The 14,019-nt window shown below is 71.8% G+C and carries 14 protein-coding genes; 5 read left to right on the forward strand and 9 right to left on the reverse strand.

Annotation, left to right across the window (positions count from 1 at the left end):
* Positions 1 to 53 precede the first annotated feature (53 nt).
* Together A6A25_RS44230 and A6A25_RS24175 are read left to right on the forward strand one after the other, a co-directional pair.
* A complete protein-coding gene (locus A6A25_RS44230) occupies positions 54 to 362 on the forward strand; it encodes a hypothetical protein (protein ID WP_158073805.1) in 309 nt (102 codons plus the stop codon).
* A gap of 354 nt (positions 363 to 716) precedes the next feature.
* Positions 717 to 1,208, forward strand: a complete 492-nt coding sequence (locus tag A6A25_RS24175) for an NUDIX domain-containing protein (protein ID WP_241828882.1) — start codon at positions 717 to 719, stop codon at positions 1,206 to 1,208.
* Between the two features lie 4 nt (positions 1,209 to 1,212).
* Here the strand turns inward: A6A25_RS24175 and A6A25_RS24180 are convergent, their stop codons facing one another.
* The 5 genes from A6A25_RS24180 to A6A25_RS24200 all read right to left on the reverse strand — a co-directional run bounded on the left by A6A25_RS24180 (position 1,213) and on the right by A6A25_RS24200 (position 7,944).
* Entirely contained in the window at positions 1,213 to 2,199 is a 987-nt protein-coding gene (locus tag A6A25_RS24180; protein ID WP_073893497.1) for a hypothetical protein, read from the reverse strand.
* Positions 2,200 to 2,731: 532 nt separating this feature from the next.
* The gene (locus A6A25_RS24185; RefSeq protein WP_143193359.1) at positions 2,732 to 4,345 is read right to left on the reverse strand and encodes a putative Ig domain-containing protein; all 1,614 of its coding nucleotides are present in this window, start codon (positions 4,343 to 4,345) and stop codon (positions 2,732 to 2,734) included.
* Between the two features lie 388 nt (positions 4,346 to 4,733).
* A complete protein-coding gene (locus tag A6A25_RS24190) occupies positions 4,734 to 5,522 on the reverse strand; it encodes an MOSC domain-containing protein (RefSeq protein WP_073893500.1) in 789 nt (262 codons plus the stop codon).
* Between the two features lie 225 nt (positions 5,523 to 5,747).
* Positions 5,748 to 6,668, reverse strand: a complete 921-nt coding sequence (locus A6A25_RS24195) for a phosphotransferase (protein ID WP_073893502.1) — start codon at positions 6,666 to 6,668, stop codon at positions 5,748 to 5,750.
* A 58-nt stretch (positions 6,669 to 6,726) separates the two neighbouring features.
* On the reverse strand, positions 6,727 to 7,944 hold the full coding sequence (locus A6A25_RS24200) for a hypothetical protein (protein WP_073893503.1): 1,218 nt from the start codon (positions 7,942 to 7,944) through the stop codon (positions 6,727 to 6,729).
* Between the two features lie 213 nt (positions 7,945 to 8,157).
* Here A6A25_RS24200 and A6A25_RS24205 point away from each other — a divergent pair, with 213 nt between their 5' ends.
* The gene (locus A6A25_RS24205) at positions 8,158 to 8,286 is read left to right on the forward strand and encodes a hypothetical protein (protein WP_380734679.1); all 129 of its coding nucleotides are present in this window, start codon (positions 8,158 to 8,160) and stop codon (positions 8,284 to 8,286) included.
* On the opposite strand, the gene A6A25_RS24210 is transcribed toward A6A25_RS24205, so the two are convergent.
* Positions 8,261 to 9,136: a LysR family transcriptional regulator gene (locus A6A25_RS24210; RefSeq protein WP_073893505.1), complete on the reverse strand. Its 876-nt coding sequence runs from the start codon at positions 9,134 to 9,136 to the stop codon at positions 8,261 to 8,263. The two genes, A6A25_RS24205 and A6A25_RS24210, sit on opposite strands and share 26 nt — an antisense overlap.
* An 83-nt stretch (positions 9,137 to 9,219) precedes the next feature.
* On the opposite strand from A6A25_RS24210, the gene A6A25_RS24215 reads away from it, so the two are divergent.
* Together A6A25_RS24215 and A6A25_RS24220 are read left to right on the forward strand one after the other, a co-directional pair.
* Entirely contained in the window at positions 9,220 to 9,963 is a 744-nt protein-coding gene (locus tag A6A25_RS24215; RefSeq protein ID WP_073893506.1) for an SDR family oxidoreductase, read from the forward strand.
* Between the two features lie 79 nt (positions 9,964 to 10,042).
* Positions 10,043 to 10,750 carry a hypothetical protein gene (locus A6A25_RS24220; protein WP_073893508.1) on the forward strand — a complete coding sequence of 236 codons (708 nt, stop codon included), beginning with the start codon at positions 10,043 to 10,045 and terminating at the stop codon, positions 10,748 to 10,750.
* Positions 10,751 to 10,894: 144 nt separating this feature from the next.
* Here A6A25_RS24220 and A6A25_RS24225 read toward each other — a convergent pair whose 3' ends face one another.
* The 3 genes from A6A25_RS24225 to A6A25_RS24235 all read right to left on the reverse strand — a co-directional run bounded on the left by A6A25_RS24225 (position 10,895) and on the right by A6A25_RS24235 (position 13,930).
* Complete coding sequence (locus tag A6A25_RS24225) at positions 10,895 to 11,431, reverse strand: hypothetical protein (protein WP_073893509.1); 537 nt, start codon at positions 11,429 to 11,431, stop codon at positions 10,895 to 10,897.
* 115 nt (positions 11,432 to 11,546) lie between these two features.
* Positions 11,547 to 12,248 (reverse strand): response regulator transcription factor, encoded by a 702-nt coding sequence (locus tag A6A25_RS24230; RefSeq protein WP_073893511.1) that lies wholly within the window; start codon positions 12,246 to 12,248, stop codon positions 11,547 to 11,549.
* A complete protein-coding gene (locus tag A6A25_RS24235) occupies positions 12,239 to 13,930 on the reverse strand; it encodes a sensor histidine kinase (protein WP_143193360.1) in 1,692 nt (563 codons plus the stop codon). The genes A6A25_RS24230 and A6A25_RS24235 overlap by 10 nt, the downstream gene beginning before the upstream one ends.
* Between the last annotated feature and the right edge of the window lie 89 nt (positions 13,931 to 14,019).

Genomic DNA, 14,019 nt, shown 5'->3' on the forward strand with positions numbered 1-14,019 from the left:
GCCGACCGGTGCGGTGATTCTGGGTGGGACCGCACGACGAAAGGTGAGAGATGATGTCCAGGGAAGAGATCGTGACCGGCGCGACAGCCGCAGGACGTACCGTGCCGACCCTCTTGTACGGTTCTCTGCTGATCTTGTCGGTAGTCGTCGTCGCGGCACAGGTGCGGCTTTCCGGAATCACGGCGGCGGCCCTCGCATTCGCCTTGACGGGTGCCCTGTTCACCGGATGGGCGGAATGCCGCGCGAGCTGGATCCGCTTGCGGCGCGCACTCATCGCGCCCACCCGGACGGCTCTGAATCGTCCGCGCCGCGGTATGGCGCACCTGCCGACCGAGGCGGCGGCACCACGACGTGAGCATTGATCCGAGTGGTCAACGAACCACCTCCCCGAGCCGCTCCGGCCGTGCCCGGCATCACCCGATCAGCACATCGCCATGATGCCGGTCACAGCCGGAGCGAAGCCGGCCAAAAGCCGGACAACTACTGGTCACCTTCCACCGGCCGGGGTTCGTCCGCTATTTGGCGGCGGGACGGGACTCGACCGCCCCGCCGGACGGCGGACAACCGCCCGGACAATGGTCGTTTGTCCTTGAACTGGCAGTCTTTCGCCCACCGGACAGGCCTCTGATGGTGGTTGCATGGCCTGCATGGCGGCGGAACACGGGGAAGAGTCGACCGAACCGGTCGTGGCATGGCAGCGCATATCGTCGAGAACGGTGCATTCCTCGTCGAGGTTCTCCGTGCGGGAGGACGCGGTCGTCCACGCCGACGGGCGCAGCGACACCTACACGCACGTGGTCGTGCCGGCGTCGGTCACCGTCCTCGCGGTCGACGACGTCGATCGGGTGGTGCTGGTGCGCGCGTGGATCCACACCCACGGCGGCACGCAGTGGCAGCTACCGGGTGGGCGGGTGCGCCGCGAGGACCGCGATCCGCGCGAGGCCGCCCGCCGCGAGTTGGCTCGGACGGCCGGTCTTCGCGCGACGGACTGGACGTCGATCGGCTCGGTGCACGGCGCCGACACCCTGAGCAACCACGTCGACCACCTGTTCCTCGCGTCGGGGGTCGCGGTGTCGAACACGGCGGGTTTGCGCGTGCGCAGGCTGGGGTTCGCCGACGCGGTCGCCCTCGTGCGGTGCGGGCAACTACCGCACGCGGGCAGTGCGCACGCCCTGTTGATCACGGCGTTGGCCAGGGCGGGTTACTGACCGGTCAGGCGGCCGGGATCGTGCCGGGCCGCCACTGGATCCCGTACCCGCGGTCGGGTTTCGGGTTGGCGAACGCGACCTCCACCTCGCCGATCCCGTTCGGTGCGAGCAGGTGCGGCCCCTCGGCCAAGTCGTCGCTATCGCGGTGGAACGCACCGTCCACCCGCCAGACCGATGACGGCGGCGCCCCCGGCGGGAACCTCACGACCAGGCTGAACCGGTTGCACGGACGTTCCGGCCAGAACACGTAGGTCGGTCGCATCTGCTGCCCCAACGGCACGCGGACCTCCAGCGAGAACCGGTGCGTCTGCCCGGCGCGCAGCGGTCCGGGCAGGCGCAGGTGCAGCAGGAACCGCCTGGGCGACGGGCGCACGGACTCGATGAGTTCCACCCCGTGCAACACCTCCACGTCCAAGTCCCCGGGCGGACCGTCGTCGGTCGCCGCCGGGAGCGACATCGACCAGGTGATCCGGTCCAGGCCGTCGCGGTCGGCCATCAGCGTGCGGCGTTCCGTGCAGCTGGGCGTCGGCCCGTCCAGCCGGAGCAGCGCCTCGAAGTCGGTGACGTGCCAGCCGTCCTCGGTCGACGGCACGGGCGCCACCGGCGTGGAGGTCACCGGTACGGCTTCCAGTGCCGCCTCGACGAGTCGGGCGAGGCCGTCGTCGATGCGGCGCCGAACCGTCCGCGCGGCCCGGTCCTGCTGGTCGGCCAGCCACTCGATCCGGTCGGACAGGAACCGGTACCGGGCTTGTTCGTGCAGCGCGAGCGGGACGGTCACCGCCAGCCGGACGTCGGAGGGGAAGTGCTCGACGAGCCCGTTGACCCACGCGCCGAGCCTCGTGCGCACCGTCTCCGGACCGTCGTCCGGGCTGAGTCCGCACACTTCGCGGATCGCCGGTCCCACTTGGCGATCGATCGCCGGCGCCTGCACTCCCGGTCCTCGGCACAGCGCCCTGAACTCCTCCAACAGGAGCCGGGGTTCGACGGTCATCTGCCCTCCGCTCGGTACAACTCCGATGGAATACGAGTGCTCTACGCATTCACCGACAGGTCGCAACCTGACGAATCCGTATTTATCGGGGTAAACCGCCCCAGGTAGTGCCAGTAGACTGTATGGTGCGCATTGTTGCACTATGCGTCCAGAGGGCGGATCGTTACCCCGCGAACACTCGACCTCGGCGGGTTCGGGCGGTGGAAGCATCTGCTTCGAAGACTTCGGTGAATAACGGTCGGCGTACGAGCGCCGGACGCGGTCCTGCCACGGGCGGCGTGGCCCCGATCCGGATCACGACGATATCCGCATTATCCGAACGTCGGCCACGGCCGCGAGGAACGTCGCGAGACGGCAGGTTTCGGTCGGCGGGCGGGTTTCGGAACTGCTCCTCGACCTGCCGGGCGCCGGACATCCGGCGCGGCCCTCGGGCCGGCTCCGAGCAGCAGTGCTGTCGCCCGGCCGGTATCGGGGCGGACCGGCCACCGCGGCAGCGTGGAGTGCCACCCGCACGCTGCCGCGGTGTGAGGGCTTACGGGTTGGAGACGGTCCAGGTGAACGTGGTCTGGCTGGGTGAGCCCGCCCCGTCACTGGCGGACACGGTGACGGTGTAGGTGCCCGAGGAGGTCGGGGTTCCGGAGATCACGCCGGTGGTCGACGCGATGCTCAGGCCCCAGGGCAGGCCGGTGGCCGAGTAGGTCAGCGGGTCGTCGTTGCCGTCCCACGCCTGGATCGCCAGGGAGGCCGCCTGGCCGCGGACCGTGGTGCGCGGGCCCGGGTTGGCGACGCGTTCCGGGAACTCGGCGCCGGCCAGGTAGTTGTCGATGGCCGTGCGCAGGTTCGGCAGCGGGCCGATCTCCAGGGTGCCGTTCTGCGGGGTACCGGTGGCGATCAGGATCTCGCGGGCCTGGGCGGGCGACAGCGTCTGGCCGTTCGCCTCGGCCACGCTGAGCAGCGAGGCCAGCGCGGACGCCACGATCGGCGAGGCGCTCGACGTGCCGTTGAAGCCCGCGGTGTACTTGTCGTTCGCACCGGTGCCGTACAGGGCGCCGTAGCCGGTGGTGGTGACGCACTCGCCCCAGCCCTGCAGGTCGACCCGGCTGCCGTAGTTGGAGAAGCTCAGCTTGGTGCGGGGCGTACCGGTGCAGCCCGGCGCGGAGCCGGCGCCGACGATGATCGCGCCGGAGTCGGGCTTGTCGGCCGGGAACCGGGAGCCGAAGCACGGGTTGTCCAGGTTCTGGTTGCCGTTGCCACCGGCTTCCACGACGTGCCGCCCGGCCCCGACCGCGGTGACGATCGCGTCGTACACCGAGTCCCACACCTCCATGGGCGCGTGGTTGCCGCAGTGCACGACCTGCTGCTCGATGATGAGCACGTCACCGACCCCCACCGCCGCGGCGGCCGTGAGGATCGAGTTGGCCAGGTCGTAGCCGTACTCCACGTTCACGGCGTTGGTGTAGTGCAGCCCGGCTTCGGGGACCAGGCCGGTCACGCCGAACCCGTTGTCGTCGGCGCCGACCACACCGGTGACGGCCGTGCCGTGGTCGATGCTGGTCGGGGTGAAGTTCGGCGTGCCGTTGGCGATGAGGGCACCGGGCAACCGCAGCTTGGACAGGTCCTCGTGCTGCGGGTTCCAGTTCCGCTCAAGGTCTACGACCTTGACGTTGGCGCCCTTGCCGCCGGTGATCGTGCGCGCGTAGTCGGCGTCGATGCCGCTGCTGCTCGCCGGGTCCGAGTAGCCCTGCTGCCCGGAGAAGTCGGGCGTGACCGCGTCACTGGCCTCGGTCCGCTCGTAGGCGACCTCGACCTCGGGCAACGCGGTCAGCTCCCGCGCCGCGGCCTTGGCGTCCACACCGGCGGCGAGCTGCACGCGGTGCCACCGGGCCAGGTCCGGCACCGCTTTCGCACCCATCGGCCGCAACTTGGCCAGTCGGTCGTCGAGCCTGGCGAACAGCGGCGTCATCCTGGCGACCTGACGGTCGTCCAACGCCTGCCGCACCGCCGCGACACCGGCCCCGGAGGAGAGCTTCACCTCGATGACGGCACCCGGTTCCGGCGCGGCGGCGGCAGCGGGCCCGGGCAGCGCCACGGCTCCCGCACCCGCCAAGAGCGCGGCGGCCAACAATGACAACGGTTTCTTCCGCACGGAGTTGCCCCTTCGTCACATGACTACTGGCGAGGGTTCGTGGCACCGCCGAGGGCTCGCGCTGACGCGCGCGCGAAACATCCCCGCACATCAGCGATGCGCGGAGAAACCTTCGCGGACTAGCCCCCCGGTGTTGCCCCCAGTGCTTCCACTTCAGCGCACTTGGGCGTCGTTGTCCAGCACCCGTGATCGAATAGGCCGTTCAGCCCATCGCCGCTGACGCGCGCCGCGGACGTGAGGACTTTCGGTACACCGAAGTCGCCCGGCGCATTTTTCGGGCTCGACGGCCCGCTCGGAAAAGGCGAGGAGTGTGCCGTCGGAAATGGCGGTGCGGGGTCGCGGCCCGGTTCGTCCGCGGTCGGCGCTCAGCCGATCGGCGAGTCCGGCGTCAGCGCCACTCGGTGACGGTGACTTCGTCGCCGACGGCGATCTCGCCGGGGGTGAGCACGGCCGCCTTCAGGCCGAAGCTGACGCCGTCGGGTTCACGGCGGTAGTCGGCCAGGGTGCGCAACGGCTCGGGGCCGACGCGAACCCCCCTCGTCTGGTCCACGAGCGTGACCGCGCAGCGGATGGCCAGCTCACCGAAGCCGATCTCGGTGCCGCCGATCGTCATCCGGGCGACCCGGTCCTCGGTGTGCGGCTCGGGCCAACCGCTGATCACGATGTTGGGCCGGAACCGGTCCATCGGCACGGGATCCGCGCCGCGGGCGGTGATCCGCGCGTTCAGGCCGTCCAGTGTGGACAGTGAGAGGACGAGCAGCGCGCTCGGGTCGACCCCGTCGCGGACCCTGGTCGTCCAGGCGGGCTCGCGCACCAGGCGGACCTGCTTGCCGATCGCGTCGGACAGCCACTCCGCCACCTCGTCGCCCTGGTCGATCCCCGACCCCGGCCACTTGTCCACCTCGACCGGCAGGACCGGCCCGTCCTCGACCACGTCCAGCATCAGCTCGCCGGCACCGGGTGCGCTGAGCGCGAGCTTGGCGCCGTCGTGCAGCACCTCGGCCCGGACCGCGGCCAACTGCGGCGCCTCCCCCTGCCAGACGATCCCACCGCCCGGCCCGACCGGTGCGAACAACCGGTCGTTGGCCAGCCCGGTCGGTGCGAGCGCGGCCCGCTCCACGACGACACCGGCACACCCCTTGATCGGGTACAACGACAGCGCGGAAACGGTGGCCATGCGGTCAAAGTACTCCGCAACAGCGGCACGGCACCTGTGTTTTCGCATCGTTTCGCAGCGGCGGCCCCAGGAGCGGCGAGACGTGCGCGCGGCGATCCGCCGACCGGTGGTCAACGCACCCGCTTTCGGCTCCGACCGCCGGCGGCCGGGCGGCAGCGGCGATGGCGGCTGGCGGTGATCGTGGCGGTGATGGTGGGTGGTGGTGGGCGGTGGCGTCCGCCGGCACTAGGCGTTCGCGCGGTGGAGTCGTTCGGCTGCCTGTGTGCGAACGGCGGCAGCGGATACCGGGTGGTCGCGGTGCAGTGCTTCCCAGCGGGCGTTGTGCGCCGCCGGCCACAGGCTGGCCGCCCAGGCGATTTCCTGCTCCTCCGCGGTGAACCGGCGTCCCCGCAGGTCCTGGTAGGCCGCCAGGAACGCGGCCGAGCTCTCGATCGGGGCCAGGGTCGGCGGTGAGGCGCTGCTGAACGCACCGCAGGCCGCGCCGACCAGCGCCGCCTCCGGCTGCCACGCCAGGCTGTCCCAGTCGTGCACGGCCCGCACCTCCCCGTCCCGCCAGCGGAGGTTCTGCGCCTCGAAGTCGGCGTGGCCCAGCACGCACGGCAGGTCGGCCGCCAGCAGTCGCGCACGGGCCCGGCGGGCGGTGTCGACCACGTACCCCGGCACGGCGCTCTGGTCGCGTTCGTCGAGGAAGTCGATCGCCGGCCACAGCCCGGGATCCGCGTGGTCCCACCGCGCCCAGCGCGGGTTCGGCAACGGCGGCGCGACGGTCACGTCCGCCAGTTCGGCCATCAGCCGGGCGAACACCGCCGCGTAGCGCACCGCGACCTCCGGCGAGTCACCGCGCAGCAGGTCGCCGCCGGGCCGGGACTCCTCGGCGTGCACGGCCAGCGCACCGACGCCGACCACGGGCGTGAGCGGCCGGGCGCACGGGAACCCGCGCTCCGCCAACCGGGCCTGCGCCGCGACGCACGACGCGGCCCGACCGTCGTCCTCCCGCGCCTTCACCACGACGTCCCGCCCGCCGGCCAGCCGCAGCCCGAACACCGTCGAGATCGACCGGCGCTCGAACAGCACGGCGACGGGCTCCTCCCCCAGCCGGTCGACGCACCAGACCGACACCCAGCCCGGCAGGTCGTCCAACGTCATGGCGACGACTGTGGCACGTCCACCCGGGCCGGTGCGCGATGCGGTCCGACGAGACCCGTCACTTGCGGTGGCGGTGGACGGGCGACGCGTCGTGGGCGGTGTCGTGCACGACCTGCCGCCGTTCCCGCGCGCGGTAGCCGTAGGTCGCCTCGCGGACGGTGATGTCGTCTTCGAGGCCGGATCCGACGGCGCCCGCGATCGTGCCCAGCACGCTGGCCATCACCGCGATGGCCAGGTAGTCCGACACACCCACGGGGTGGCCGAGCGTACCGGCCAGGTAGGTGGGCGGGATGACCAGCGCCACGGCGGCGAGCGCGACGACGAACATGGCCACGAAGAACGCGACGGCGCCCGCGGCCACGGTCACCACCGTGCTGGCGTTGCGCAGCCGGGTGTCGGGATCGGGTCTGCCGCGCGGTTTCGGGCCCCGTTCCCACAGCTCGTGCGCCACGATGAGCCACACGGTCAGCGTGCCGATGGCGGCCACGGTCACGGCGGCGAGCCGGAGCGGGCCGAGCGCCGTCCCCAGTGCCCAGATGGTGGAGTACAGCACGCCGAACGCGATACCTGTCATCGCACCGGCCAGGGCCGTGGACAGGCCGCGCAGCAGCTGCCACGGCCGGTTGACCCGGACCATGCCGGCCAGCAGGTGCGGCTGCGCGCGTCGGCGGGGGCGGACCAGGTGGAGGTTGGGCGAGCCGGGCCGCTCCGGGCCGCGCACGTAGACCGTCCGCGACGACAACCGCTGCCGCAGTCGGGTGATCCCGTCCGGCCGTGAGGGCTGGTCGATCTGCTCGGCGAGGTAGGCGACGATCGCCGGCACGACCTTGCCGAGCCGGCGGCCCAGGTGCAGGCCGCCGAGCGCGGGCAGGGAGACCACCGCGACCCGGTCGGCCGTGTGGAGGTCGGCGAGCACGATCCCCGGCCCGTCCCGCATCGGCTGGTCGGTGACGCAGACCACCAGGTCCCACTCGGTGTCGCGGACGTGTTCGCGTGCCTTCTCGACCAGCGCGTCGGAGTCCGGGTACATCGCCTCGAACGGCTCTTGCACGGTGTCGACGGTCCAGGTGACGTGGTCGCTCACGCGGGCGCGCAGGCGTTCGGGGAGCACTTCGCCGAGCCGGTCCACGAGTAGCGCGGCCAGCCCGGGATCGGCCAACAACCCGACCGCCACCAGGCGCGGCACGCCGTCACCGCGTGGCTGTTCGGTGTCGGGGGTGGGGTCGGGATCGGCGGGGTGGTCGTCGGGGGTGGTGCGGTGATCACGGTCGGTCATCGGTCTCGGTTCGGGGTCATCGGGTCATCCCTCCAGCCCGGGGGTGGCCTTCGTGGCCTACCCACTCCGACCGGGCGGAAACAGGCCCCGACGGGCCACCGGCACGATCGGTCACTATCCGTGACCGATCGTGCTCAGGTCGCTAGCAGCGGATGGCGGCGAGGCGTCCGCTGATCAGGTCTTCGGCTTCGGCCACCGTCCGTTCCACCGCTGGTGCACCGTGCCGCCGAGGAAGGCCGCGCCATCACCGACGCCGACCTCGACGGCATCCGCACCATCTGCCGCTGCGGGACCTACCCCCGCATCCGTGCCGCGATCAAGGCCGGTGCGCAGCGGATGTGACGCGGAGGCCGGCGGCCGAGCGGACGAGTGCCGCGACCGCCTGCGAACGGCTGGTCGACGGCCAGGCGATCACCGTGGTGACCTCGGGCGCGTCGACCACGGGCACCGACACGTGTTCGGGCCACTGCCAGGCACGGCTGGAGACGGGGATGACGAGCAGCGTCCGGCCGAGGGCCACGAGCTGGGCCAGCTGCGACTGGGTGCGCACCTCCGGTCCGGGTCCGTCCGGGTAGGACCCGTCCAGCCGGGGCCAGCGGGCGATCGGCAGGTCCGGCACGTCGCTGACCTCGGCCATCGTGAGCCGCTCGCGTGACGCCAGCGGATGGGTCGCGGGAACGACCGCGACCTGGCCCTCGACGCAGAGGTCTTCGGTGTCGAACCCGGCGAGGTCGTCGTACGGCCGGTGCATGAGCGCCACGTCGGCACGACCGTCGCGGAGCAGCCCCGCCTGCTCGCCGACCTCGCACAGGAGGACCTCGACCGGCGCGGCCCCGGGTTCGCCCGCCACCGCGTCGAGGAGCCGTCGCAGCAGTTCGTGGGAGGCACCGGCCTTCGTCGCGAGCACCAGCGGCCGCTTGGGGTCCCCGGCGCGGCGCGTCCGTCGCGCGGCGGCCGTGACCGCGACGAGAGCGGCTCCGGCCTCCCGCAGCAGCACCCGCCCGGCGTCGGTGAGCGCGACGCCACGACGGTCGCGGTCGAGCAGCTGGACGCCGAGCCGACGTTCCAGCCGGCTGATCGCGCGGGACAACGGCGGTTGGGCGATCCCGAGCCGACCGGCGGCGCGCCCGAAGTGCAGCTCCTCGGCGACGGCGACGAAGTACCGCAGCTCACGGGTCTCGAGATCGTCCACCTGGCCAGGCTACCGACTGATACCCGGTGGGTATCACAGCGCACCGGACCGGTCTTGGACGACGAGCACCGGTCGCGCCGACCATGGATCTTGTGAACGACACGAGCAACACGAACGACACGAAGACCGCGCTGGTCACCGGCGCGAACAAGGGAATCGGTCTCGCCATCGCCCGGGGTCTCGGCGCGATCGGCTTCAGGGTCGCGGTGGGTGCTCGCGACGACGCGAGGCGTGAGGAGGCCGTCGAACGGCTGCGCGCCGCGGGCGTGGACGCGTTCGGGGTCGCCCTCGACGTCACGTCCGAGGACAGCGCCGCCGTGGCGGCGAAGGTGGTCGAGGAGACGGCGGGACGACTCGACGTGCTGGTCAACAACGCGGGCATCGCCGGCCGGTTCGACGGTGACGCGCAGGACCCGACGACGCTCGACCTCGACGTGGTCCGCACGGTCCTGGACACGAACGTGTTCGGGGTGGTCCGGGTGACGAACGCGATGCTCCCGCTGCTCCGCCGCGCGGACTCGCCGCGCATCGTCAACATGTCGAGCAACATGGGTTCGCTGACGCTGCGGACCGGCCCGATCATGGCCGCGTACGCACCGTCGAAGTCGATGCTCAACAGCATCACGACCCAGTACGCCCGCCGCCTCGCCGACACGAACGTCATCGTGAACGCGTGCTGCCCCGGCTACGTGGCGACCGACCTCAACGGCTTCAGCGCGCCGCGGACACCCGAGCAAGGCGCCGCCATCGCGATCCGGCTGGCCACCCTGCCGGACGACGGACCGCGCGGCGGGTTCTTCGACGACGAGGGCGCCGTCCCCTGGTGATTACGGACACGCTCGGGTGCGGGGCAGCGCAACGATATTCGTACCGGACGGCTGACGACCGCCACGTACGCTGCCGTGCGTGAAGAGAACAACTCCCGCCCTGCTCGCCCTCGCCGCGGTACTGCTCGTCGGCGCGTGCGGTGGCGGAACCACTACCGCCGCGTCCTCCTCCTCGGCGGGCACCACCTCCAGCACCACACCGTCGGTCGACGCCGCCGCCGAGGAGGAGGCGATCCGCCAGGCCTTCGCCGACTACCGGGACGCCGCCCGGGCCAAGGACGGCGCCGCCGCCGCCAAGGTGCTCTCGCAGGACTCGCTGGACTACTACAGGGAGATGCGCGACCTCTCCCTCACCGGTACCGCCGAGCAGCTGGGCGACCAGGGCACCACCACCATGATGATGGTCTACGTGATGCGTGCCGAGTTCGACGCCACCGAGCTGCGCGGGATGTCGGCCGAGCAGTTGGTGGCCGCTGCCGTGGAGAAGGGCCTGGTGAGCGAGTCCAGCCTGGACAACGTCGACCTGGGCACCATGACCGTCGACGGTGAGACGGCGACGGCCAAGATGACCGTGAGCGGCAAGCCCGCCGGCATCGAGATGACGTTCCGCAAGGAGGACGGTTCCTGGCGGTTCGACGCCCACTCGATCATGGCGGCTGTCGACGAGAGCCTCAAGGCCGTCGCCAAGCAGCAGGGCTTGAGCATGGAGGAGTTCATCGACACGGCCCTCGGCTCGCTCTACGGCGCGGACCGCGTGCCGGAGCTGAAGAAGCCACTGGAAGGCTGATCTCCGCCGGCTGACCTACGCCGCTGGTTCGCCGGTCCAAGCGCGAAAGCCTCGAGAAGAAAAGATGTCCTCGCCGGACGATGTCCCGCGAGGACGCTTTTCAGGCTCTTGATTCCTTGATCTCTCGAACTCCTGTCGCGGACTTCAGACGAAGTCGCGGAGGATCAGGGTCGGAGCGGCCTGGGTGAACCGGAACCGTGGCGCGCCGACACCGGAGCCGTGCTGGTACTTGACGACGCCGGTGCTGGTGAAGCCGAGGATGGAGAAGCTGTCCATGTTCCAGTTGTCCGGACTCTCGTGCCAAGCGGAGTGGGAGATCAGGGTGATGTTCTGGCCCCGGATGTCGCAGGAGTTGACCGTCTGACCGGTCGTCGCGAACGTGACGTCGGCCTTCACCGTCGTCGTGTTGCCGCCGAACGGCCCGAAGACCGACTTCAACGGCACCGGCTGGGTCAGGCTCGCCAGCCTGATGGACACCATCACCTCGGAGTTGTAGCGCAGGTCGTCGCCGCCGGTCCGGAACGTCATGGTGAACTTCGAGACGCTCGCGCAACCACCGACCGGGTCGGCGCTCGCGACGCCCGCGGTGACGGCGCCGGCGACGCTCGTGGTGAGCAGGATGACGGCGGCGGCGACCACCGCGCGCGCTCGGTGGCCGACGGTGCCCGTACTGAGCTTCATGGGTTCCCTCCTGGGTGGACCGACGCCGATCGGCGCCTCCACCAGGCTGGCCCCGCGAACCTCCCCTCGGGACGGGGAAACCTCCGGCGCGAACGGTAGGGAAACCGGGTGGCGCCTATCGGGCCAGTTCGCCGGTGCCGCGCAGGAAGGCCAGCGTGGCGAGGACCCGGACGTTGACCCCGCGGCGGTCGACCTCGCCGAGCGACCCGAGCGACCCCAGTGACCCGAGGCCGAGCTTCCCGGTGATCACCGAGAGGTGCTTCTCCACCGTGCCGACCTGGCAGCCCATCTGCTCGGCGATGCCCAGGTTCGACCGGCCCTCCGCCACCAGCGCGAGCACCCGGCGTTCGTGCGGGCTCAGCAGGTCGAGCGGGTCCTTCGGCCGCGGACCGGTCATCAGCGCGCGGATCAGCTCGCGGTCGATCACCACCTCGCCCGCGGCGACCCGGTGCAGCGCGTCGACCAGCTCGTCCAGGTTGCCGACCCGGTCCTTGAGCAGGTACCCGAGCGCCCGCGCCTCGCCGGGCAGCCCGAGCAGCCGCTGGGCGAACGAAACCTCACCCTGGGACGACAGGACCAGCAGCCCCACCTGCGGGTGCTCCGCCCGCACCAGCTCGGCCAGCGACAGGCCCTCATCACGGTGGTCCGGTGGCAGCCTGATGTCGAGCAGCAGCACGTCGGGCGGATCCGCCTCGACCAACCGGGCACCCGACGCGACGTCGGTCGCCGCGCCGACCACGCTCACACCTCGACCGCGCAGTCCCTCGGTGAGGATGTCCCGCAACAGCAAGTGGTCCTCGACGATCCCTACCCGCATGACACCCCGATCGGCAGTCGGGCCGACACCGTCGTGCCGCGCCCCGGCTCACTGTGCACGGCCACCGAGCCGCCGATCGAGGCGGCCCGCAGGCGCAGGGCGCGCGGCTCGCCCGCGACGCCCCGGCCGTCGTCGCGGACCTCCACCACGAGCGCGCCCCGGCTCTCCCGGACCGTGACCACCACCGCGGACGCGTCCGCGTGCTTGTACACGTTCGCGACGGCCTCCGTCACCAGGAAGTACGCGGTCAGCTCCAGGTCCGCCGGCCAGCGGCCCGCCGGGATGTCCGCCAGCACCGGGATGGGCGACAGGGCACCCAGCTGCGCCACCGCCGCCGCGAGCCCGTGCTCGACCAGGGTTTCCGGGTAGACCCCTTGCGTCAGCTCGCGCAGCGCGGCGACGGCCTGGCCGATCAACCGGTGCGCCCGGAGCAACGCGCCGTCCACCGGTATCGACCCGGTGCGGGCCATGTCCAGCAGCAGCATCGCGCCGAACAGCTGTTGCTGCGCCCCGTCGTGCAGGTCGCGCTGGATGCGGTACCGCTCGTCGAACGCCGCGTCCGGCAACCGTCGAGCCGCGACGTGCCGGGCCGCGTTGGTGATCGCCAGCCCCGCGATGTCCAGCGCGACGTCGACCACTCGACGCTGTTCGACCAGGGTTTCGTCGTGCTCGACCACCGCGACCAGCGCGCCGTCCCGGTGCACCCGCGTCACCGCGCGCCCCGGCGACGGCCGCGGCGTCACGGGCCTGCCGTGCACGTCGACGAACGAGCCGCCGTCGTCGGTGTAGTGCAGGACGAGCGTCGGATCACCGACCGCGTCGGCCAGCGCGCGTTGCAGCGACTCGTGCGGTGCGCCCGACTGTTCGAGCACGGTCCTCGCCGCCTGCGCGCACGCCAGCTCCAGGTGCAGCCTGCGCGCCGCTACCGCCAGGGGCACCGCGCCGACGAGCATCGCGCAGGCCACGAACATCGACACCGTGCGCGCGCCGGAGGACGCGCCGGACGCGGCGACCAGCGCGGTCGAGATCCCGCCGGCGCCGGCCAGCACGACCGTGCCCCACAGCGCGGCGCCGTGCCTGCGGCGCAGGCTGGTGGCCAGGACCCAGCGGCGGACGACCACGGCCAGCGTCGCGACCGTCACGACCACGTAGGTCACGCTGCTCGCCACCGCCATCGGGGTGTTCGGCCCCGGGTTGTGGTTCCACCACCACGGTCCCGCCGGCGAGTCGACCACGTACCGGACGACCTGCGTCCCGACCGCGCTCGCGTAGGACACGACGACGAGGGCGCGGGCACCGGTCGAGCCGACCCGGCCGTTCGGCAGGGCCAAGGCGATGTGCGCGAGCACCGCGGTCCACAGGTAGGCGAGGCAGAAGCCGACCGCGAACCAGGTCTCGGTGGTCCGGAGGTCGCCGAGGTGGAACGCGGCTCCGGTGAGGACGATGAGCGCACCGATCCGCGGCCGGGCCGCACCCGTCCAGACGCACGCCCCGAGGACGATGGCGAGCACGCCGAAACCGTGCAGCGCCACGTCGGTCCACCTCTGGTGCGCGACCGGCGCGGAGACCGCGATGGCCACCCCCGCGAACCCGAGCGCGGCCGTCGTCCCGAGCGGAGGGCAGAGGCTCCGTGCGGCGGGCGGAACCTCCACGAGCGGTCGAGAGCGTTCCGCGACATCCATGCCCACACCGCCTTACTCGCCCGCGACGTCACGGACGTTAGCCGCGTCGACGGCGCACGACGTCCTGGCCGACGCCACCGTGTCAGGGC

The organism is Saccharothrix sp. CB00851 (assembly GCF_001905065.1).
Taxonomy (GTDB): domain Bacteria; phylum Actinomycetota; class Actinomycetes; order Mycobacteriales; family Pseudonocardiaceae; genus Actinosynnema.